At 40.1% G+C, this 21,437-nt stretch carries 25 protein-coding genes; 4 read left to right on the forward strand and 21 right to left on the reverse strand.

Features of this window, described 5'->3' with window-relative positions; genetic code table 11:
- Positions 1-428: 428 nt before the first annotated feature.
- From ACDX78_RS21130 to ACDX78_RS21160, 7 genes are all read right to left on the reverse strand, one after another.
- Positions 429-677 (reverse strand): hypothetical protein, encoded by a 249-nt coding sequence (locus ACDX78_RS21130; protein WP_486030514.1) that lies wholly within the window; start codon positions 675-677, stop codon positions 429-431.
- A 753-nt stretch (positions 678-1,430) separates the two neighbouring features.
- Positions 1,431-1,865 (reverse strand): VOC family protein, encoded by a 435-nt coding sequence (locus tag ACDX78_RS21135; protein ID WP_486030516.1) that lies wholly within the window; start codon positions 1,863-1,865, stop codon positions 1,431-1,433.
- 240 nt (positions 1,866-2,105) lie between these two features.
- Positions 2,106-2,510: a VOC family protein gene (locus ACDX78_RS21140; protein WP_486030517.1), complete on the reverse strand. Its 405-nt coding sequence runs from the start codon at positions 2,508-2,510 to the stop codon at positions 2,106-2,108.
- 81 nt (positions 2,511-2,591) lie between these two features.
- A complete protein-coding gene (locus ACDX78_RS21145) occupies positions 2,592-2,927 on the reverse strand; it encodes an ArsR/SmtB family transcription factor (RefSeq protein WP_486030518.1) in 336 nt (111 codons plus the stop codon).
- A 3-nt stretch (positions 2,928-2,930) separates the two neighbouring features.
- On the reverse strand, positions 2,931-3,362 hold the full coding sequence (locus tag ACDX78_RS21150; RefSeq protein WP_486030520.1) for an SRPBCC domain-containing protein: 432 nt from the start codon (positions 3,360-3,362) through the stop codon (positions 2,931-2,933).
- Between the two features lie 618 nt (positions 3,363-3,980).
- Positions 3,981-4,322, reverse strand: a complete 342-nt coding sequence (locus ACDX78_RS21155; protein ID WP_486030522.1) for a DMT family transporter — start codon at positions 4,320-4,322, stop codon at positions 3,981-3,983.
- 44 nt (positions 4,323-4,366) lie between these two features.
- Positions 4,367-4,687, reverse strand: coding sequence for a DMT family transporter (locus ACDX78_RS21160; protein WP_486030524.1), 321 nt, complete (start codon positions 4,685-4,687; stop codon positions 4,367-4,369).
- A 108-nt stretch (positions 4,688-4,795) separates the two neighbouring features.
- Between ACDX78_RS21160 and ACDX78_RS21165 the strand changes: the two genes are divergently transcribed.
- Positions 4,796-5,647 carry a LysR family transcriptional regulator gene (locus ACDX78_RS21165; protein ID WP_486030526.1) on the forward strand — a complete coding sequence of 284 codons (852 nt, stop codon included), beginning with the start codon at positions 4,796-4,798 and terminating at the stop codon, positions 5,645-5,647.
- 396 nt (positions 5,648-6,043) lie between these two features.
- On the opposite strand, the gene ACDX78_RS21170 is transcribed toward ACDX78_RS21165, so the two are convergent.
- The 12 genes from ACDX78_RS21170 to ACDX78_RS21225 all read right to left on the reverse strand — a co-directional run bounded on the left by ACDX78_RS21170 (position 6,044) and on the right by ACDX78_RS21225 (position 17,907).
- Positions 6,044-7,558, reverse strand: coding sequence for an MFS transporter (locus tag ACDX78_RS21170; protein ID WP_486030528.1), 1,515 nt, complete (start codon positions 7,556-7,558; stop codon positions 6,044-6,046).
- Positions 7,559-7,713: 155 nt separating this feature from the next.
- Positions 7,714-8,349 (reverse strand): response regulator, encoded by a 636-nt coding sequence (locus tag ACDX78_RS21175; protein WP_486030529.1) that lies wholly within the window; start codon positions 8,347-8,349, stop codon positions 7,714-7,716.
- Positions 8,350-8,355: 6 nt separating this feature from the next.
- Positions 8,356-10,038 carry a GAF domain-containing sensor histidine kinase gene (locus ACDX78_RS21180; RefSeq protein ID WP_486030531.1) on the reverse strand — a complete coding sequence of 561 codons (1,683 nt, stop codon included), beginning with the start codon at positions 10,036-10,038 and terminating at the stop codon, positions 8,356-8,358.
- A gap of 537 nt (positions 10,039-10,575) precedes the next feature.
- On the reverse strand, positions 10,576-11,112 hold the full coding sequence (locus ACDX78_RS21185) for an NADPH-dependent FMN reductase (protein ID WP_486030533.1): 537 nt from the start codon (positions 11,110-11,112) through the stop codon (positions 10,576-10,578).
- 210 nt (positions 11,113-11,322) lie between these two features.
- The gene (locus ACDX78_RS21190; RefSeq protein ID WP_486030535.1) at positions 11,323-12,240 is read right to left on the reverse strand and encodes an alpha/beta fold hydrolase; all 918 of its coding nucleotides are present in this window, start codon (positions 12,238-12,240) and stop codon (positions 11,323-11,325) included.
- A gap of 196 nt (positions 12,241-12,436) precedes the next feature.
- Entirely contained in the window at positions 12,437-13,063 is a 627-nt protein-coding gene (locus ACDX78_RS21195; RefSeq protein ID WP_486030537.1) for a TetR/AcrR family transcriptional regulator, read from the reverse strand.
- A gap of 403 nt (positions 13,064-13,466) precedes the next feature.
- Positions 13,467-13,712, reverse strand: a complete 246-nt coding sequence (locus tag ACDX78_RS21200) for a hypothetical protein (RefSeq protein ID WP_486030539.1) — start codon at positions 13,710-13,712, stop codon at positions 13,467-13,469.
- A gap of 54 nt (positions 13,713-13,766) precedes the next feature.
- Positions 13,767-14,321 carry a short-chain dehydrogenase gene (locus tag ACDX78_RS21205; protein ID WP_486030540.1) on the reverse strand — a complete coding sequence of 185 codons (555 nt, stop codon included), beginning with the start codon at positions 14,319-14,321 and terminating at the stop codon, positions 13,767-13,769.
- A gap of 71 nt (positions 14,322-14,392) precedes the next feature.
- Complete coding sequence (locus tag ACDX78_RS21210) at positions 14,393-15,268, reverse strand: arylamine N-acetyltransferase (RefSeq protein WP_486030542.1); 876 nt, start codon at positions 15,266-15,268, stop codon at positions 14,393-14,395.
- A complete protein-coding gene (locus ACDX78_RS21215) occupies positions 15,237-15,368 on the reverse strand; it encodes a hypothetical protein (RefSeq protein WP_486030544.1) in 132 nt (43 codons plus the stop codon). The genes ACDX78_RS21210 and ACDX78_RS21215 overlap by 32 nt, the downstream gene beginning before the upstream one ends.
- A 135-nt stretch (positions 15,369-15,503) precedes the next feature.
- Positions 15,504-17,084, reverse strand: coding sequence for an MFS transporter (locus ACDX78_RS21220; protein WP_486030546.1), 1,581 nt, complete (start codon positions 17,082-17,084; stop codon positions 15,504-15,506).
- Positions 17,044-17,907 (reverse strand): NmrA family NAD(P)-binding protein, encoded by an 864-nt coding sequence (locus ACDX78_RS21225; RefSeq protein ID WP_486030547.1) that lies wholly within the window; start codon positions 17,905-17,907, stop codon positions 17,044-17,046. The genes ACDX78_RS21220 and ACDX78_RS21225 overlap by 41 nt, the downstream gene beginning before the upstream one ends.
- 594 nt (positions 17,908-18,501) lie before the next feature.
- Between ACDX78_RS21225 and ACDX78_RS21230 the strand changes: the two genes are divergently transcribed.
- From ACDX78_RS21230 to ACDX78_RS21240, 3 genes are read left to right on the forward strand one after another with little or no spacing between them, the layout of a single operon-like run.
- Positions 18,502-18,909 carry a hypothetical protein gene (locus ACDX78_RS21230; protein ID WP_486030549.1) on the forward strand — a complete coding sequence of 136 codons (408 nt, stop codon included), beginning with the start codon at positions 18,502-18,504 and terminating at the stop codon, positions 18,907-18,909.
- Positions 18,888-19,262: a DUF418 domain-containing protein gene (locus tag ACDX78_RS21235; protein WP_486030551.1), complete on the forward strand. Its 375-nt coding sequence runs from the start codon at positions 18,888-18,890 to the stop codon at positions 19,260-19,262. Before ACDX78_RS21230 ends, ACDX78_RS21235 begins: the two co-directional genes overlap by 22 nt.
- 14 nt (positions 19,263-19,276) lie before the next feature.
- Positions 19,277-19,720, forward strand: coding sequence for a DUF4064 domain-containing protein (locus ACDX78_RS21240; protein WP_486030553.1), 444 nt, complete (start codon positions 19,277-19,279; stop codon positions 19,718-19,720).
- A 380-nt stretch (positions 19,721-20,100) separates the two neighbouring features.
- Here ACDX78_RS21240 and ACDX78_RS21245 read toward each other — a convergent pair whose 3' ends face one another.
- On the reverse strand, positions 20,101-20,625 hold the full coding sequence (locus ACDX78_RS21245) for a GNAT family N-acetyltransferase (protein ID WP_486030555.1): 525 nt from the start codon (positions 20,623-20,625) through the stop codon (positions 20,101-20,103).
- Between the two features lie 107 nt (positions 20,626-20,732).
- On the reverse strand, positions 20,733-21,173 hold the full coding sequence (locus ACDX78_RS21250) for a carboxymuconolactone decarboxylase family protein (protein WP_486030581.1): 441 nt from the start codon (positions 21,171-21,173) through the stop codon (positions 20,733-20,735).
- Between the last annotated feature and the right edge of the window lie 264 nt (positions 21,174-21,437).

A 21,437-nucleotide genomic window follows, 5' to 3' on the forward strand; every position in this document is an offset into this window, starting at 1 on the left:
GTGGATTTGGACGGGTTACCACCTGACTATATCCATTATAAAGGACTTTTTCTTTGGATAACAGTAAATTAACGAAAATTTTGCCCATTCCTAATTTTTAGTTTTAATTAATGCAATGCTAGTGATTCTGAATATAAACTAGATAATCATAGAATCATAGTGACATTTGTAATGAAATCACGGCAATAATAATATACAGGGGCCCAACGAAAACAGACTGGATCGTTTGAACCCAGCCAGCATTTCTTGTTGGATTTTATTACCTGTTACTGAAAAATAGTGGACTGCTGTATCTTTGGCATTCATTTTATTCACACAAATCCATATATATACCGATTCCACACTTCACAACGCTACTTTAAGGAAGGGGTTTTCCATTATACTGAAGAATTGTGGTTGTATCTTTTGGGTAATATAACCTGACAGCGTCAATGATTTCTTCTTTTCTCAGCCTCATCATGCTCAAGACAAATCTTAATATCCTCAATATCATGCGGACCTATTCGCCAGTGCCCAAGTACCGCTCCCATAAACTCACCATCAGTGAAGAGATATTGCAGCACTTCCCTTCCACTGAACATCTGTTTTAAGGAAACAACAAAGATCCATAGAGGAATACCCACTATCGCCAGGAGATAGTATTTGCCTGGAAGCCGCCACTTAAGTAGGGACTTCATAAAACATGCCAATCCTTCTTTACCCCAAATGACGAAGGTAACGATGAAAGCTGAGACACTCGGACCACAGAACACAAAGAACAAATCACGAACAACCGAATCACCCACTACCGGGTCGTAAAAATATAGGCCCAACCCAGGGTAAAGGTAAGGATCAAAAAAGTACTGACTGGATATTTACCGAATAGTTTAGAAAGCTGACGCCTTCCGGTCGAAGTACTCTGTGATGCTTCATCGCTCGAAATCATTACGCTTCATCCTTTCCTTGTACAGAAAAACTGTAATAACCAGTTCTGCCAGTTAATCATTTTCAGGAGCAACTTAATTAAGGAGGAATTGATTGAAAAATGGATGAAGCCAACGTACCCTTATGACACGCTCTCCGCCTTCCATTTTTACATATGAAAGGTTTTTGCCAATATTTAATGTAATACTCATATAACAGTCTCCGTATAGTATATTTAATTATTTGAAAATTAAACAATATAGCAATCTATTGATTAAAGATATCAAAAATTACATAATACTACCCGACTACTGAATTTCATAGAAAACAGGATTAATTGATCATAGGGATAAACACCTTTCCAAATTTGTATAAAATCACCATAACAGAATATTTTAAAAATAAAAATGATATCCTGTCATTGATTTCAATGTCAACAATCAAACCAAATCAAAAATAGATGGCACAAGTGACCTATTCAATTCTTGCTTATTCTTAAAAAGAGGACTCAATGCTTTACTCAATTGTTAATTCTCCCTTTTTTGCTCCCAAAGTTCCACACGTTCTTCAAAATTCACTTTTTCGTGAACTTGATGGAGAATCCATTGATAACCGAATGGGTCGATAAAAATGGCATTTGACACACCGTAATCAGACAAGTCAGTCACCGCTTGCATTTCAATGGAACCGAGGGAAATTGCTTTTGAAAATGTTTCTTTAATGTCCGTTACCATAACGTTAAATGAAATTGATTTAGGATCCTCTTCATCTGGTGCTTTCAACCCGAATTGAGGGTTTTCATCTAACATATGAAAGCGTACGCCATACAGACTAAAAATAACTTCATTTTCCCCTTTAGGAAAATCTGTAACCTCAACACGCTCGATCTCAAATATCTTTTCGTATAACTCTAACGCACGCAAGCTGTCTGTTACGATCATATTAATTTCGACTCCAACCATGATGAACACCTTCCTTCTTTAATTTTAGTAATTCCAACTACTGCTTTTCTTGATTTCTTGCAGATTGTTATTTCATTTCTACTTACCGATCTTAGACTAATTCGATTAACGCGCACCTATTCTTGAATAAAGGTTTAATTCATATTAGCTGATATCGTTGAATCTTCACTTTAACTTTCAACAAATCAGCAATCCATTCATGGATTTGATTCTTTCCGTGCTTTTCTTGATATTCATTTTCTAAGGCAAATTCAGCTGCCATGAAACACCATATTTATCACTAACCCAGCCAAATTCCTTGCTAAAACCGTAATCATTTAATGGCATAAACACTTCTCCGTCCTCTGATAATTTATCAAAAAGGCGGCTAACTTCTTCCTCGTTTTTACAGGTTACATAGAGAGAAACCCCAGGTGTGATGTCCCATTCATGCTTATAAACACTATCAATACACATAAATTCTTGACCGTTAAGTGAAAATAGAGCGTGTTGTACGCTTCCGTCTTTACCAGGTCCATCTTCTCCGTAACGAGAGATGCTTTTTATTTCTGAGTCATTAAACAAAGATGTATAAAAAATCATAGCTTCTTCTGCTTTACCTTCAAAAGTAATAAATGTAGTAATTTTTTGATCAGTTAACTCCATATTCATTCCGCTCCTTATTAAGGTTTTCCATCATGTGATGTCTCCATGAATGGTTTCAATCTAGGCTAGTTTTTTGAGCAATTAATCGGATTTGGCACTTTCTGCTTGGAGCTTTAATGCCTCCAATTTCTTATCCCAATCCTTAGCTAAATTTGCCATCCACTTGGCTGTTTCATCCAGTTGCTGTGGACGTACTGTATAACGCACTTCTCTCCCTTGACGGTTATTTGAAACAAGATCTGCCTCTTTGAGAAAGATTAAATGCTTGACTACCGCTTGCCGGGAAACCGTTACCTCATTGGATAATGTTGTTGCAGTAGCTTGTCCCTTTTCCGCAATTAAACCGAGCAAACGACGACGAGTGGGATCTGCTAACGCTGTAAAAATCTTACTGGTCATTTCCGATTTTGTAGTCATAGGCTACTGTCCAGCACGCTGTCGTAAAACTGCCAGCTGTTGTTTCCAGCCTTTGCGGTTTTCTTCAAAGAATTTTCCTTGTTCTTCAGCTGATACTTCAAGGCCGGAAAAGCCACTTTCCACGACGCGAAGCTGTGTTCCACCATCCTTTGCGGTTAACGTAAATTCGACGAGTGTAGAGTTCCCTTCACGTGGTTCTTCTCCCGGAAATGAGCTTGCCCACCTGCAAACAAGGTAGTTCGGCGGATCGGATTTCTCGATTAGTACAGGAAATGTACCGTACCTCGTTTCCGCTTCTATTCTCGTTCCGTCGATCCGCACACTGTCAGGACCAGGTTTATCCCCCACCCACCATGCGGGCTGACTAACCATATCCCACACTATTTGAAGAGAAGCTGCAATAAAAACTTGTCGTTCTATTCGATCATTATCCATGTCCCTTCCTCCTTGTGATTTTTGTGCAACTATATAGTAGCACATGTTATCTATATATGCAACTATATGGTTGCATTAAATCCTCGGATAACATATTGATGTAATAACCTTTCTACAATAATATCTGTTTTTTTAAGAAATGCCTGTCCACATGAAATCTACCAGCATAGCCATCCTAGAGGTATACCTGCAGTTTGATGAATAAGTGTTAGGGTGAAAGAGATAGCCTCCAAGCTGAAGAAAACATCGCAAGACTATTCCAATTATGGCGGAAAACGAAACACGATCCATTTACCATGTAAGATTTATTTAAGACGGTTCTCCACTTCACATTGATTCAGCGGGTAGTGAAAGTAAAGAGGCTGTCAAACCTTTGCAAAATGAACCACTTATCACAAAGCATGTCAGCAACTTGGTACTTTGAGTGGATATGAATAATAATGAATCATTTTTAAAGGTCGCATTTCTCCGCGGGAGAATGCGACCTCAAGGTGTCTAAGATTAAGCGCTTTGCTTTCACTTAACACTACTGCGCGAGAATATAGTGCCCGTCTCGTAAGAAATAATAGTTCATACAGGTGATAAGGTTTTGTAAATGAGTTAGGTACTACCAATGATTTATACTTTTTTAGCGCCTTCTGTTTCTCCTCTAATCTGAACAGCCGCAAGTCCAATGATGATCAATATAATCCCTCCAATCTGGATAAATGTTAAAGTATCTCCAAGTAATGTAGCTCCTATTAGCGCTACAGAAAGAACACCTACACCGGACCATATCGCATAACCTATACCGATATCCATTCCAAGTTTGAGGCTGAGTGAAAAGATAAAATAAGAGAAAACAGCGAATATGATCGTAATTGTTGTTGGTAAAGGTACTGTAAAACCTTCCGTATAACGAGTCGCGATTGCTGCGGCTACTTCTAAGAATATGGCTGTGAAAAGATACAAATATGCCATGTTTTTCTCCCCTTGTTTTGTATTAACGATTTATTCCTAATTCCTTAAATGGATCCAATCTCTAAAGCTGTAACTCCTGATATGATTAAAACAACACCCAAAATTTGAACTTTTGTCAGTGATTCTTTAAAAAAAGCAAACCCAAAAACTGCAACGAGTACAACACCGACTCCAGCCCATATCGCATAACCAATACCAATGTTTAATCCATATTGAAGGCTAAAAGCAAAGAAAAAATAAGAAGCAATAATCACAATAATTGTATTGGCGCTTGGGATAAATTTTTTAAATCCATCCGAATAACGGCTGGTAATCGCTCCAGTCACCTCTGCAATAATTGTGAACGCCAGAAAAAGATAAACCATAACATAACCTCCCAATAGTTTGTGTACATTTAGTATAAGTGGATTAATATATCATGTATAATGATTATTGTTAATATTAATATCATTTAAAATGATGGGGGGGTATATATGGAACTGAGCGACCTAAGGGTATTTCAAGTCATTGCCGAAGAATCGAGTATTTCAGGAGCAGCAAAACGGTTAGATTATGTTCAGTCAAATGTTACTGCCAGGTTACGCAAGTTAGAAGATGAATTAGGTGTTCTCCTTTTTTACAGAAACGTTAAAGGTATTATAATTACAGAAAAAGGGATAATATTTCGGCAGTATGCTGATTCAATATTGCAAATGGCCGAGGAATCGATTAAAGTTTTGCAAGATCACGATAAACCTGCTGGGACACTACGAATAGGTGTTGTTGAAACTGTCACATGCGGAAATTTTATGAACCTTATATCCACTTACCAATCAAAGTATGAACAGGTATCGCTTCGTTTAGTGACGGGAAACCCTTTTGAGTTAATGGAGAAAGTGAAGAATTATGAACTAGACGCCGCTTTTATAACGGGGGATCTGACTTCTGCAGGATTTATCTTTGATTATGTGGAAAAGGATGAAGTTGTCCTCTTATCAGGAAAAAAGTTGAATAAACCCTCTTTATTAGAACAGAAATGGGCAATATCCCCCAAGGGATGCCCATTTAGGAGAAAGTTAGAACAATGGTTCCAAGCTGAGAATTTAATGCTGACGGATTTTATGGAAATAAGTTCGCTGGAAACCATTTTAAGCAGTGTAAGGGAAGGTATAACATCTACTATTTTACCGAAATCCGTGTTGACAGAATCATATGCACATTTACATGTTTATCCCATTCCAGATTTTTATAGAACGATAGAAACTGGATTGGTTAGAAGAGAAGAAAAATATGTAAGCCATGCATATAAAGCTTTTGCAGAGCTAGTTAAAGAGCAGGGGTTATAATGTGGTGTAACAACCTGGGAAATAATCAATATATTTTATAAAACCAAACTTAACTGCTAATGCTTATACTTATCGTCGCTATACAACAAATACAGATATTAGTCCCTCATCAAGAGTATGATGGTGTGCTTGGAGCATTATTGATCACAGGTTACAATCTCATTTTGAGATTTTATCATAATCTATTTCAAAAGAGTGAGAAACAATCGAAAATGATTTTAACATGTATAACAACAATTAAGCCCAATTCTCAATATTAAATTGGAGAAATTGGGCAAATCTACTCTGGGTTAAAGTTTAAAAATTACTTTTGATCATAATGTAGGCCAAGGTTATACGCTCGATTTAACTATTTCTTCATATATCATAGGTTTTTTTACTAGACACTGTATCTTCCTATCTTACATGTCTAAACTTCCATACGATGATCATCATGATGAAAATAAGACCGAGGGCAGCTATTCCATATATAGATTGAATCGCAAAGGCAAAAGACGATTGTGCGGCTTGAAGCACTTCCGGGAACCCTTCTGCAACTTCAACAGCTGCACCAACGCTTTCCAAGGAAGCATTTGCGATTTCCGCAGGCACTTCGGAAGGAAGGGAACTTGCTAAAGCACTACGGTAAACAAGCATCCCCAAACTTCCGATGAATGCAATGCTTAGTGCAAAACCGAGTCCACTGCCGACGTCGCTCATTGCTGAAGCAGTACCAGCACGTTCTTGTGGTACAGTGGAAACAATTTGCTCACTGCTTATCGTCATCACAGGTCCTCCGCCAAACGCAAGGAGTGATACACCAATAATCAGAATTAGTGTTCCAGCATCATGTACTGTGAACACTATCAGCAATGCCCCACCTGAAGCAGTGATCATACCGGACACCATGGCATATGCCGGACGCATCCACCTTGTGAGTACCGGGGATATTAAAGTGCCTGCCAACGACAGGAGTGCAGGGATGATCAGCAAAAGCCCTGCCTCGGTTGGAGAGAGCCCAACAACGGCTTGCAGATGCTGTGCAAAAAGCATATCTGTACCACCAGTAACAAGCATTACAAGCATTAAAACGATCACTGAAACAGTAAAAGTGGAGATCCGAAACATATGCAAATCCAGTAATGGATCTTGCGTGTTCATCTGCCGCTTAATAAACAGAATTCCGGTCGCTATACCAATCACTACTGATCCAGCGTACAGCATGTTGAAACCATCGTTAGCCATTTCCTGTAAACCGAAAACCAGCGTTACCAATGCCAACGATGACAACAAAATACTGACAACATCCAAACGTTTGGTATCCTTGTTGCGATACTCAGGAAGAAGCGGCGATGTCGCTAGCAGTCCGATGGCGACCGGAACATTGATGAGAAATACCGCTCCCCACCAAAAATAATCCAATAGCAGACCACCCATTGGAGGGCCTAATGCCATACCTGCTGAAAATGCACTAAGATTTATGGCAATAGCCACTGAAAATTGCTTCGGATCCGGAAACATATTCCGCAGCAATGACATAGTGGATGGCATCACTGTCGCAGCCGCCACGCCAAGGAGTGCCCGGGTCGCAATCAGCATCCAGGCAGATGTTGAAAATGCCGCTATAAGATTAGCTAACCCATATACCGATACACCAAACAAGAGCAGACGCCTTCTCCCGATTTTATCCCCAAGACGTCCCATCGTTAGCACAAACCCTACGGTCAGCAATTCACCAATATGAATAATCCAAAGCATTTGTGAACTACTAGGTGCCAAGTCTGCAGCAATCGAGGGCATGGCGAGAAATAGAACAGTCATATCTGTTGAAAGCATAAATACCGCCAAAGTTAAAGACCCTAACCCAAACCACTCGCGCCATGTTGCTTTGGGGGCTTCTTCTGCAATTTTGTTATTCTCCATGTTCTTCATTTCTAATCACCTTCCCGTGTAATGTTCTAATGGTTGAATATCTACCATTACTGTACGGGATGTGCTGTCTAATCGCCTCGTGCGGCTGTCTAAACTTTTCATACAAAAAAGGCCTTATCATTGATAAGACCTTTTCTTAGACTATCGTCGTATGTTTATGTTTCGAACCACCGGTGCTTCAACGCATGAATCGCTGCCTGTGTACGATCTTGCACCTCCATTTTGCCAAGGATGCTCGTAATATGGGTTTTTACGGTTTTCTCGGTGATATGCAGTTCAGCGGCCATTTCTTTGTTGCTCTGCCCGTAAGTGATATGTTTTAAGATCTCAATTTCTCTAGGCGTTAAAGCATGGTAACCGACCACATGTTCATCAGATGCGGCGACATGGGTCATCAGCTGGTTTGATATTTGCGGATGAAGAGACGTTCCCCCTCCCATGACGGCGATCATGGTTTCTTCCAGAAGGCTTGGATCCACATCTTTAAGTTGATACCCACTCGCTCCTGCGCGAATCGCAGGTAATACATGATCCCTGTCTGAAGAACTGGTAAGAATAATGACATGGATGCCAGGGTATTTCGCCTTCATACGTTTTGTAGCTTCTATGCCATCCATATTCGGCATGATTACATCCATTAACACGATATCCGGCTGAAGTTTTTCCACTTGCTTGAGCGCTTCTTTTCCATCCTGAGCTTCGCCAACAATCTCAATATTAGGCCGCGTTTGCAGAAAGAAGCGCAAGCCTTTTAATACAACGAGATGATCATCAACGAGTAATACTTTCAAAAGATATCACCTGCCTTTTTTATGAAGTGGAACACGAACAGTTATGGTCGTGCCCTTTCCGTTTTCGCTATTCATTTGGAAGGAACCTTGAAGTTCTTCGGTTCGTTCTTTCATACTCCTAATCCCAAGGGATTGCTGGGTCTCAACGGCGCCCCCGGTGCCTTGATCCATAATACGCATCATTGAGTATTGATGATCCGATTGCAAGATGAGGGCGGCTTTTGATGTTCCTGCATGTTTTTGAATATTATTCAATGCTTCTTGCCCGATCCGCCATAATGCTTCTTTGCATGACTGGTTCATGTCTAAATCATCCGGAGCTTCGATGGATAGATCAACTCCGATTTTTTTCGCATATTCTGCAAGTGAAGTAATAAGCCCTTGATCAAGATGATCGGGACGTAGTTGCCAGATCAGGCTGCGCATATCCGTCAGCGCTTCTTTTGAAAGCTGTTGAAGTTCCAGAACAGCTTCTGTAATTATGCGCTCATTCTCATCGATGTGCCCTTGGAGTCCTCGTGATGTTAACGAAAGGGCAAACAATTTTTGATTGACCGAGTCATGCAAGTCCCGGGCAAGTCGATTCCTTTCCTTTTCGACAAGCAACGCTTCGGATTCTTTGTGCAGGCGAATACGTTCAATAGCCATGGAAAGGTGGCTGGCGAGTCCTTCCAACATCCCCATTTCCAAATGATGATCACATGATGAATTGCTTCGACTGAGCAATAACACACCGAACGTTTCCTCGGGCCTTTCGGGCATGAACAAGGGAAAAGCAATGGAATGAAGATTTTTATGGTCGTTTAAAGTTGAAAAATTTAATGGTTGTCCATTGTCTTGTATGATCTGTTGATGGACATAAGCTTGTCGAACAAGATCCGGTTGTTCAAGGTTGATCTCTTGCTCTGCATCGAAAACCTCGCACGGTCCCTGTTCATTGGAACAGAACTGCACAGTTAATCTCTCGCTTTCCATTGTAATGATTGCAGCGTGTGTCCAAAAAGGCAAGTGATTGTACAATTGCTGCATGACATTTTGAAACAATTCAGGGCGATTAAGTATGTTGCCAATTTGGCGATTAATTTTTTCAACATTAGCATAAGCATCAACAAGATATCGGGCGGTGGCATGAACTTCTTCTTCTGTGTGCTGTAAATGCAAACGCGTTCTCTCTACGGCTGCACCTATTTGATAAGCGGCAGTTTCCAGGAGAATGAGCTCATCTTCTTGAAAAAGACGACGCCCAGGGGAAGCTAAGTTAAGTAAGCCGATTTTGTTCCCGCGAATCGTGAGTGGAATGCTGGCATGATGGGTAAGCCCCTGTGTTTCGCCCATATCTTTGTCAACTGCTTCTTCAAGCCGGGCGCACTTCACATGATTGACAGCCTTTTGCATATACCCTTCCCAATAAAGCTGCATGCAGGCACAATCCGTGTAGCCTTTATGACAATTCATAAGCTGTTCCCGATTGTTTTCCAAAGCAGGGGGAAGCTGCTGGGAAGAAACCAGTTCATAGGATGTCTCATCTTCCGTTAAAAAAATCCATCCGGTTTCCAATTCCATTAAGTCAAGTAAGCGCTTCAATGATAATTGCAGCATTTCCTGAAGATCGGTGCTTTTGTTCAATGTTTCAGCAATTTCCCGTTGGATTTGTAAGGCCTTCCGATACTTTGACGAATGATCCACCATCTTCCCTTCCTCCTCTTTACCAATTAAAAAGTTATAGCTTTTATTAAAGGAATCAATCATTGTTTATTCTTTTTTATAATAACAAAAATTCATTCAACACCGATAAAAATAGAATTGTACTAATAAAACTAACACAACAATATCGGAATTCCAATATTTACATTTGGGTTATCTTAGGTAATACCCCTATTGGAGAGGTGCAACCTTCTATCATGTTTAGGCGAGAGGACTCCCACCTCAAGGAATGTGAGCCATAAGCCCAAAAAGTAAGTGGAAGTTGAATTGCCTTTTCGCGTCACAAATCACTTGTTTGCATGGTATAATATTCTTGAAATCTCAGGAGGCAAGACCAATGGTGTTTTTAGCACACCAATGTGTCAACTCCACTAGCGATTAATTGTCGTCCTAAAGCCGACACCCCAGAAACCCACACTTCAAATTTCGGGAGAAATTAAGTGGCGGGAGTATTCATCCAGTGTGTCAATAATGAAGATTACTTTGCTTCATTCGTCCGAAATTGCAGCTAAAATATGACGCCTAATGTAAAATTTTGAGTGCATCGCTCCACGAGATCGTTTCATCCAACATGGTATGGATATTGTTAATGTGTAATTCATCCGGCTTAAATACTGCAAAATCCTCAAAATCAGTGAATATAGACATTGTGGGATGTTTGCGGACATCGGCAACTTTCAACTCTCCTAAGATTCCGCGTAAGTGTTCTGCTGCACGAGCCCCGCCTGTTGATCCATAGCTGACGATTCCAGCTGCTTTATTGTTCCATTCAGCATATGCAGAATCCAGGGCATGTTTTAATACGGCTGGAATGCTGTGATTATACTCTGGGACAATAAACACAAATCCATCCAGACTGTTTAGTTTTTCTGACCATGCAATGATTCCCGGTTCTTGACCAGTGCCTTCCAAGGGAAGTTTATAATCTGCAATATCTACGATTTCATAGTTTGCATCGCCACGTTTATCGGCAATTTCTTTGACCCATTTTCCTACTTGCGGGCTTACTCTTCCCGGACGTGTGCTTCCTAAAATAATACCGATGTTTAATTTTCCCATTATTTTCCTCCCCATCAAATTTCACTTTGTTGATTGCTTCTAGTTTATAATGCCACTTATCTTTTCTGGATAAATCAGTCGGTTGTCTAAACTTTCCATACAAAAAAGGCCTCATCTTTGATAAGACCCTTTCTTAGACTATCGTCGTATGATATTACCCGAACCACTGAGAAATTTATGTTAAAACAATCTCTTAATAAACAATTTCATTTACTTTGTCCCTACAGTCAACTTAACTGGCAATGTCCCATTTTCGTTTTCTTTATGCGTGAATTTCAATATCAATTTGACCGCAATCTTGGGCTGGTCAGTCTGAATCATATGGGAGCATTCATGAATAATGGCCGTCTGTACATGTGGGGTGAGACTTTTTGCTCGTTTTTTGGCCTTAGCAACCCGATGTACGACTGTATCACCAGCGAGTATTTGTTGTGTGGGTACAATTAGCGAGCTTAATTTTGCATCTGATATAAGAGATGCTTCCTCTTTATTTGCTCGATAGGAAGTCATGCCAATCGTTAATAATTCCAGTAAATCAGGATCTGTTTTATTTCCCTGCATCATCCAATAAAAGAAAGGGTGAACAATGCGCTCTGATGGCAACAGGTATGGCGGCAAACAATGGATTAACCACCGAAGAGAGAACTGTGCAAATACCTGAGCAGGGTCGAGTAGTGTCAAGGTTTTGATACGCTCTGGAAAGTCTAGTGCAAAGTGAGTTGCATACCACCCACTGAACGAATGCGCAGCAATATGGACGCTGTCAAGTTTAAGTCCTTCAAGCGTAGCTGATAACCATCCGACGTAATCTTTAGCAGAACGAAGCGGAAAACCATTGCTCACGCTCATCCCTGGCTCCCCCATTGTATCAACCGCGTAAATACGGTGGTATTTGGCAAGTTCTGTAATCATAGGAGTCCAGGATACACTTGGTGTGTATCTTCCGTGCAGCAATATCAACGGTGATCCTTCTTTAGGACCACAAACAAGTACATGGGAAGTACCCTGTGGTGTTTCAATGTTTCTCTGAGTATAATCCGGCCATAGATTCAACATGGAATTGTATTTGTTTTTGTATGTGCGTTCTGATTCATGATTACTGAACCCTATGCTTTTATCTTTTCTCATTTAATTAACTACCTCCAACTTTTAATAACTATAGCTTAGGAGAAACTTTCTTCAGTAGATTTTTAATAGCAACACTGGCGCAAACCTTATTCTGTTCTTGTCCCCTATTATCGAATAAAAGCTGCTCTCCGGTGCTGTATTCCTATGTATACATACCTGATAACACATCTCATAAAACTGTTACGACTGCTCACCCTTAATCTTGTTCCTCTTCGCAGTTTCCGCTTGTCATCCCTCGAGCAATCCACTGAGCCAATAGATCTGTGGCTTGGTCAAATACTTCAGGGTCAAAATCTTTGCGGTGCACGTGCAGCAAAAAGAACAGTTGCATAACCGTGACCAACACTTTACGATCCTTGGCAATGACTTTGCCTTCACCTTGAAAATGCTCAAGCATAGGGAAAAACTGGTCATAATCACGCAGCATATGCGTTTCAATACGTTCTTTAGGCAACTTTCTCATCAGGTGGGTAATATCTCCTTTTAACACTAACTGTACTATGAACGGATTTGTTGTCAGCGCCTCCTTCCCAATCATTAAGATACTTTGTAACGTTTTTTGAAAATCATCCTGATCACTTTGACTGATTTTTCCCATGAGTGATTCTTGTAATTTGTTCTCTTCCTCCTCAAAGATTGCAGCGTACAGCTCTTCTTTGGACTGAAAAAAATTATAAAAGGCAGACGGTGAGATACCTGCAGCTTTTGTCAGCTCGGCGATGCTCGTTTTCTTTAATCCGAATCGGGCAAACAACTGCTTCCCTTCCTCCATAAGCAATGCTCGTATGGATTCCTTTTCTTCTTCTGTAAACCCGCGAACCATCTTAATTTCTCCCTTCTTCCTGATACAGTGATTGATCGATCACATTATGAAAACATAAAAATATAATCCGTTTTTATTTTTGTGTTTTCATAATACTTTATGTCATGTTCATTCGTCAATTAAAAATGCATCTAAAATATATGAATCTAAGTTTCACATGTGAATCTGACTAAAAAAATGATAAGGAGCACCATATCAATGAAAATAAGCATGTACAACGTTAAGGACATTACAGTTCTTAAAGTCCAATTTCTCAACTTTAATACTGAGAAATTGGACTTTTTTGTTACTCAAAAAAAGCGTTCTATTACTTGACACCGCTTAATCGCCCTACTTGCAAGAACCATCGTTATGAATCTGTTCATAACACTGAGACCATGTTAGACATTCGCACTTTGACTGGTTATACTATTCTTTTTCCAAACCAACCATCCCTCATCACAAAGCTGGCAGAATGGATATCATATGAAAGCCGATGTTGTCCATTTCTTAATATTTCACTTCTAGTAAATGGGAAAGCAGATAATATAAGGGTCGAGCTCACAGGTAATGAAATCGTTAAAGATTTTATAAAAGAAGCGTTTAGTTTAGCCTGACAAATCTCCTGCATTGCTTTTTTAAGATACAGGAGATTCGTTTTTTGTCTCATTTAATCTGCTGCTCAGAGATTTTCACGGAAATATAATGTTATTATTAAATTACACTACGGTCTTTTTTCCCAAGGGTATAACGTTCCGACTATAGTTTTCTTCCTATCATGATGGATGGCGGAAATGATACCGTTTGAGATTTCTTCATGAGTCAACCAGCGTGAAACATCATCCTCCATTTTAAATCCGAGCTGTACATCACGATACAGACAATTAATTGGAACAGTGATTTGAGATTGAATAGCGGGAAGGTCACGACTACTACCTTTAATGTGAACAAAGCGCCATTGCTCTTGTTGACAATGATTGATTTCTTCAAAGATTGTAGGAATAGCATCTGGCGCATCACTATGAATCCAAGAAACAACGATGTCAACCGGACCATTTTTCTGTATAGATTGTCGTAAAAACTGTCTTAAACTCTCCGTATCTTTATAGTCTAAAGATACAGGCCGAAAACCGTTTTTGTCATGACCCGGATGGAGTTGCTGCAGCCTTTGTTGATTTCGCCCAACTACCGATACGTACTTTACATTTTTAATCAACCATTTTGATACACCACTAATCATACCTGTCCCTCCGATTACGAGAGCATGCTCCATTTCCATTCACTCCTCCATATGTTAAAATGTGGTGTTCCTTAACATTTGACATATTCTTTATCAATATATTCTCCTAGTCAAAGATCACCTAAATAATTTTCTTTTTGCTCTTGAAAAATATTAATGCCTAATTCCCCCAGAATTTCTATTGCAGATTCGACAGGTAGTTTAGGAAGATTAAATTCATGATCAATGACGTCCCTGATCTCGTGAGTATCCTTTAACACACGTTTTTCAGCCTTTCCGTCACTATAGCGGATACTTAACACATTATTGACTAAAGAAAGGGAACGTTTTTGATGCAACTGCCAAATTTGACAGCGCAAAGCAGATGTGAATAACCCACCGGGCTGGAAGTATTTCCGTATTGCCGGTTGAAAATCATCAAACTGGTATCTTTTTTTCGTATCAAAGGACCAAACCAATTCAGTAATCAGTTTTCCATTTACTGACCGGTAATACTTGTATGTTCCGGGTTCATCTTCTGGGCGCAGTCTTACCTCAAGCCCTCCGAATTGTGAAACATTGTTCGAGTCCGTTTCTAATCGAACAGGGTCAAAAAATGGCGAGCCGTTCCCTACGTCCACATACACTTCCTCTTCTTCACCCGGGAGACGGATAAGCAGGGCCATATGCCCCCCGCCCAAGAGAGTATATCGACTGCGGAAACCCAGCTGGTTTAACAATTGATGGAAACTGCTGTTAATCACATAACATGTTCCGCCCATGTTACGCTGGTACAACTGTTTAACAAACTTTTGCTCATCTTGCAAGAGTTTTCCGTTTTTGTGAAACTTCTTGTAATGCAGCAATGTACTGATGTTTTCAAAAGGGATTCGATTTAAATGGGCAGTACTAATTTCTTTTAAATATTCATAGGAAGGATTCCGGACCGGCACTTTAATGTAGTGCAAATAATCCTCAGCCCATGTAGACAATTGTTTTTGAGTCATTATTTTTAACTCCTTTCGTTTCGTTATGAATGTTCTTTTCAGCATTCTCCGTCTCTATTTCCAGTGCCAAATAGAAACCAACCAAATTACCAACATTCATTATTTAAATACCTTTTTCCTTAAGTAGACCACCCATCGGGAGGGCACCATTTCATACATGCAGAGAATGCACTAAGATTAAAGGCAACGGCTACTGAAAGATTGTTTCAAGAATGATCTTGGGTGCAAACATATATTATAAAAGATTGGACCCCCCGTGAGAACGCCTCAATAATACCATCACGATGATGGCCATAATTGATATAAGGATCCCGCCAATGCCTGCACTCACTTGAAGCCCTTGAGTGAATGCATGCTGCGCAGCATCTATCATTTCCATTCCCATAGAGGAAGATAACTCCTCGCTCGCCGGTATTGCACCGGCAACGCTTTCCATCGCTGTGTCTGCAGTGTGTGTTGGCACTTCTTCTGAAATATTATCCGACAGGACAGAGCGGTATACAAACAGGCCGATGGTTCCAAAAAGCGCCACGCCCATTGCGTTTCCCATCTCACCACTAACCTCCTGCATTGCAGCTGCTGACCCGGCTCGTTCAGGAGGTGCAGAAGAAATGATGAAATCGATGGCTAAGGCAAACGCCGAGCCCTGCGTAAGTCCTGCAAATGAAATACTCATAACCAAAAATGGCAAATTCATACTGCTTGCACCAATGGCGATCAGCATGAGACTGAAGCCCACCAGAAGCAGACTGACCCAAATTACTGCTCCCTGGCGAATAGAGCGTACCAATACGGGTGCAACCAAGACACCTGCAAGATTCGCTATGACAAAGGGAACCGTCCAAATTCCCGCTTGAAGTGGGGAAAGCTCCTGCACCCACTGCAAATACTGGGTAAACAAATAAAATACACCGGACAACCCAATCAAAGTAAAGAATATAGCGGCTAGTGACGTGCTAAACAAACGGTTTTTAAACAGCTTCAAATCAAGTAGCGGGTCGGCAAGTCGTCGTTGTCGTCGCACAAATACCGCTGATAAGATGGTTCCGATTACAATAGCCATCACGTAAACGATTGTACTACTATTTTCTTCCAAAGCGATTCCCTGCATGCCGTAAATGAAAGACAGCACCCCGCCTAATGACAAAGTAACACTCTTCCAATCAATCCGGTGTTCACTTTTGTCACGGTATTCAGGCAAAAGGAAACGACCAGTAATAAGAAAGAGCATGAGAAATGGCACATTGATAAGGAAGATTGCTCCCCACCAGAAAGCCTCCAACAGGACCCCCCCGAGCAATGGTCCTACTGCTCCTCCAGCTGAAAATGCACTGGTAATGACCGCGATGGCAAAGCGACGCTGCCCTTCGTGATGAAACATGTTTCGCAGCAGTGAAAATGTTGAAGGCGCCAGAGTCGCTCCCGCCACACCAAGAAGTGCTCGAGCTCCAATAAGCATCTCAGCACTAACGGAGAAAGCTGCCAACACGGAAAATACAGCAAAAGCTGCTGACCCGATAAATAGCAACCGCCGACGGCCGATCCGGTCACCTAAGCGTCCCATGGTGATCAATAATCCCCCAGCAATTAAACCGTAAATGTGAAGAATCCATAGCATCTGAGTCGAACCTGGCTGGAGGTCAGCAGCGATCGAGGGCATTGCCAGGAAAAGCGCAGTGAGATCAGTCGCTAATACCAACTGCAGAACAGTCAGTACGCTGAGTCCCAGCCATTCACGCCAGGTCGCCCGGGGTTGATGATCTTCTATTGATTGTTTATGATTCTCTGTTGTCGTTGTTTGATTCTTCTTTGTCATTGTCTGCCACCTTCCATATATGCACGTGCTCTCTGACCCACTGCTCAAAAGTACGCGCAGGATGTCCCGTAATCTCTTCAACGGTTGGGACCACCGTGTAAGCCATCTTTGGCAGATCACCGAACCATTTGATGAACATCTCGATATGATCTTCCGGGAGACCCGCTTTCTCCATCTGTACGCGAGCCTCTTCTTCGCTGAGCTCAATGAATTGAATGTCACGCTCCATGACTTTACTGATGACTTGAATCTTCTCACGAACGGTCAAGGCCTCCGGACCCGACAATGTGTACGTCTTACCTGCATGACCATTTTCTAATAATGTTTTGACAGCTACGCTTGCGATATCAGCTTCATGAATCAAGGCACTCAAAGCATTTCCGAATGGCTCTCGAACCACACCCTCCGCTCGAATGGAGTCGCTCCAATCTAGAGCGTTGACCATGAACTCCAATGGATGAAGCTGAGTCCATGCCATACCACTTGCTTCCACAGCCTTCTCTACTGACCCTTTCTCACCATTCCATATAACGGTGATATGCTGCACGTTTTGTTCCTTAGCGAGTTGAATGAGCTCATAACCCGGGAGCGTGCTATATTCTTCCCCACCTACAGTGATCAGGAATATACGGTCCACTCTGGCGAATATTGATGAAAGCGTATGAGGTGTAAAGAGATCACCTTGAACGACCTCTACCCCGTCAGGCATGCGTGCAGTTTTCGGGTTACGGGTCAAGGCCAATACTTGATTGCCAGCCCTGTGAAGTTGATCAACCACATGACGACCTACATTACCAGTCGCCCCTGTTACTAAAATCGTCATTCTTCATCATCCTTTATTTATTAATTTTCAAATATAACTGCCTTATCACATTTGCTAACAAAATACTGTGCTTGCTTTGACAAATAATCCCGTTGTTATCGCAACACCTCCTTGTATTTTTTATCTATGAATATCTACTTTTACTGTAAGGGTTCTGCTGCTCAACCGCACCGCACAACTGTCTAAACTTTCCATACTAAAAAAGCCTTATCAATGATAAGACCTATTTCTTAGACCATCGTCGTACGATGTGTTTCGAACCATCTGTGCTTCAACCTATGGATCGCTTGCCTGTATGCGATCTTGTGTCTCCTCTAAGAATAGCCGTAGTGTGTGTTTTCACGTATCGATGGTATGGAGTTAGATGGCCATTCCTTATTACGCTGATCATAAGTGATATAGTTTAAGTTCACCCGCTCCAATGCGTTAAAGAATGGTAATTGGGTGTTTTTGCACATCCCCTTCAATTAATCCATCTGAGAATATTCTACTTATACTCGTACCTAACTTCCATTGTACAAAGAGTGATTAACGAGCATAAGTGCGGATTTGAAATAAATTATTGTTGCCGTGCTTCTTGAGAAACAAAGGCCAGTGGCGAAATGGATCGGCTGGATTCTGGGGGCACTGCATGGAGTTGTGGTTATACTCATAAGTCTTGTATTTGGGCTACTGTTAACCATGGAAGAAACGCAGGAAATGTTTATCCGAGCCTTTCAACGAATGACTGAAGAAACATTGGATATCTTTTTAATTGGAAGTTATTGGGAACAAGTAATCTACCACATTAGTAATTTTTTTGAATTGCGGATGGAAGCCATTACGATTCTTCCATTTAATATTTGCTTGTTTTTGATTGGTGCCTGGCTTGTTCGAAATGGGTTTTTTGCAGTCACTGATGCTGGATACTTAAAACGGAAGAGACTGCTAAAGTGGGGAATGGGCATCGGTATTCCTTTAAACGCTATTGATTTACTCCTTTGGCAGAATTTATCATCATAGCTGATCGTTACTTGTTTGCTCCTGTTTCGTCACTGGGCTATATTGGATTTTTTTCTTATCTGCTTGGCAAATTCAGCAATTCTTTCACGATAAATGCATTAGAAAAAGTAGGGAAAGTCGCGTTAAGCTGTTACATTCTGCAAAATATTTTAGCCTCAATTCTCTTTTACGGATGGGGTTTCGGATTAGGTTTTCAAAGTAATACTTGGATCATCATTGCGGCATGGCTGCTTATTTCAATGTTATTAATCGCTTTTTCTTTCAGCTGGCTGAGCTTTTTTAAACAAGGACCATTTGAATATATTTGGAGGAGCAGTACAAATTTTAGATTTAAACAATCAAAAAAATTTTGAGAGGATGGATAAGGATGAAACGAACTGCAGAAAAAATAACCGGTGTTATCGGCATTGTAGGCTTCATTTTAATCGCGGGTCTGGTCTTATTATTCAGTGCTATCGTCAGCAGTGACGATTTTCAGAGTGTGATGAGTGAAGAGGTGGACGGCGAGATGGCTGGAGAGGGTATTTCTGAAGAAGAACTGTCGGATTTCATCGAACAGATGGAAACAGCTAATTATACACTCGATATCGGATTGCTCTTAGCTTTCGTTTTAGCAGGAGTAGCCGCTTTATTTCTTTTAAAGAAAAAACCAATTCTGTCTGCTATCATCTTTTTTGGAAGTGCCATTACTGCTGCAGTGGTTTTTTGGTCGATGATTTTACCTATTGTACCTGCTTTGCTTTATTTAACTTCTGCTATTATCATACTTTTGCGAGGCCGATCAAAGGCTGATTCGCACGTTATCGATTAAAGGCCATTGAAAAACATGGTTTGGCAATTCAGAGATTACAGCAGAAAGGGGGTGGTTTTTAATAATGGTACTTACATAATGCTTGACGAATTAGCTACTTCACTCTAATACCGTTGGCTTGTGATATTGATTGGATAATGATCAAAAATGAGTTGAAGCTATATTGATAAAGCTTTGAATAAAAAAAAAGAGAATTAAAAAAGACTGGACCATGATTGGATCCAGCCTGAGTTTAATTTCATTTTGTGTTCTGCAGCTTTGAAATTATTCTTTACCCAAACAAAGAAGGTACTCTTTGGTCTTAGCCTCTTAAAACAGGTGCTTCGCTTCTACTCTATGAAAAAATACCGATACGGTTTAAATGATAATAATAAATAACTTTAATTTAAATCTGTAAGCAGCATTCCGTACACTATGCTATCTGTCCATTCACCTTTATTCCAAAAATCCTGAATGAAATGGGCTTCTTTTCTCATACCTATACGTTCACATAATTTTTGTGATGCTTCATTTCTTGCATCAAGGGTTGCCTGTATACGATGTACATCAAATGCATCAAATAACTTCTTGGCTAAATTACTCACCGCTTCTGTTGCATAACCCCTTCCTGAAGCTTCATTAGAAAAACTATAACCAATTTCCACAGTATCTTTCATATCTGTATACCATACAGATAAATCACCAATTACTTTAGTATGGTTTACTACCGCCAAACTTAACATTGTTTCTTTTGTGAGCGTATTATTTTCTAGCTTTTTATTAAACGCTTCGTGCATATTTTCATGTGTCCACTTATCATGCAAGAGATATTTACATACATCATCGTTATTGTAAATGTTAAATGTATCATGTAAGTCATTACGCTTAAACGGTCTAATTGTTAATCTTTCAGTACTAACTTCCAAAGAGAATCCTCCCTTGAATACCAAAATGATTTGTTACCAAACTGCACTATGTACAAAAATATCCCTTTTAGACATCATATCCAAAGGGGTAAAACTACATTGCTCATTTAATTATTCACCTTATTTCCCATAGAAATGGATAACCTGTTCCACATATTGATCTGATTTATTATCATAACTAAATCCACATACTCTTTATCACCATAGTGATCTCTAACTCGGTTATACAATTCATCACTAACTCCTTTTTCAGCAATTAGTGTCATGTTTTCTGCTAATTCCAAAGCTGCTTTTTCCTCATCATTGAAAATATTACTTTCTCTCCACGCATTTAAGTTATTTAGTTCCTGATCCGATACTTTTAATTTCTTTGCTTCCTTTGTATGCATGTTTAAACAGTATGAGCATCCGTTAATTTGTGACACTCTAACTTTTATAAGCTCTCTGAGTTTCCGGTCGATGGATGTTTTTTTAACATACTTCTCCAACTCCATTATTTTCCCTAAACCTTCTGGTGCCACCTTAAAATAATTAATTCTGTTTTTCATATTCATAAATCCTGCCGCTTTTACAATTCCTTTGTTGATTAATTCACCCATTTTAAGCACCCCATTTGAATATTTAATTATTCATGTGAAAAAATCATCAAAAATAAAATTGAAATACAAAATGAATTTCTTTGAAACTTGCGATTTTCACTGCAACGGTTGTTGCACTTTAAGTAATATTTTATAATGGACATGGATAAATATCAATACAATCCAAGAGAAATTTTCTTATAAAATAAGTGAGGAGCATCTCGATTTTTCTTA

The sequence above is a fragment of the Virgibacillus oceani genome (genome assembly GCF_041521345.1).
GTDB lineage: Bacteria > Bacillota > Bacilli > Bacillales > Amphibacillaceae > Virgibacillus_N > Virgibacillus_N oceani_A.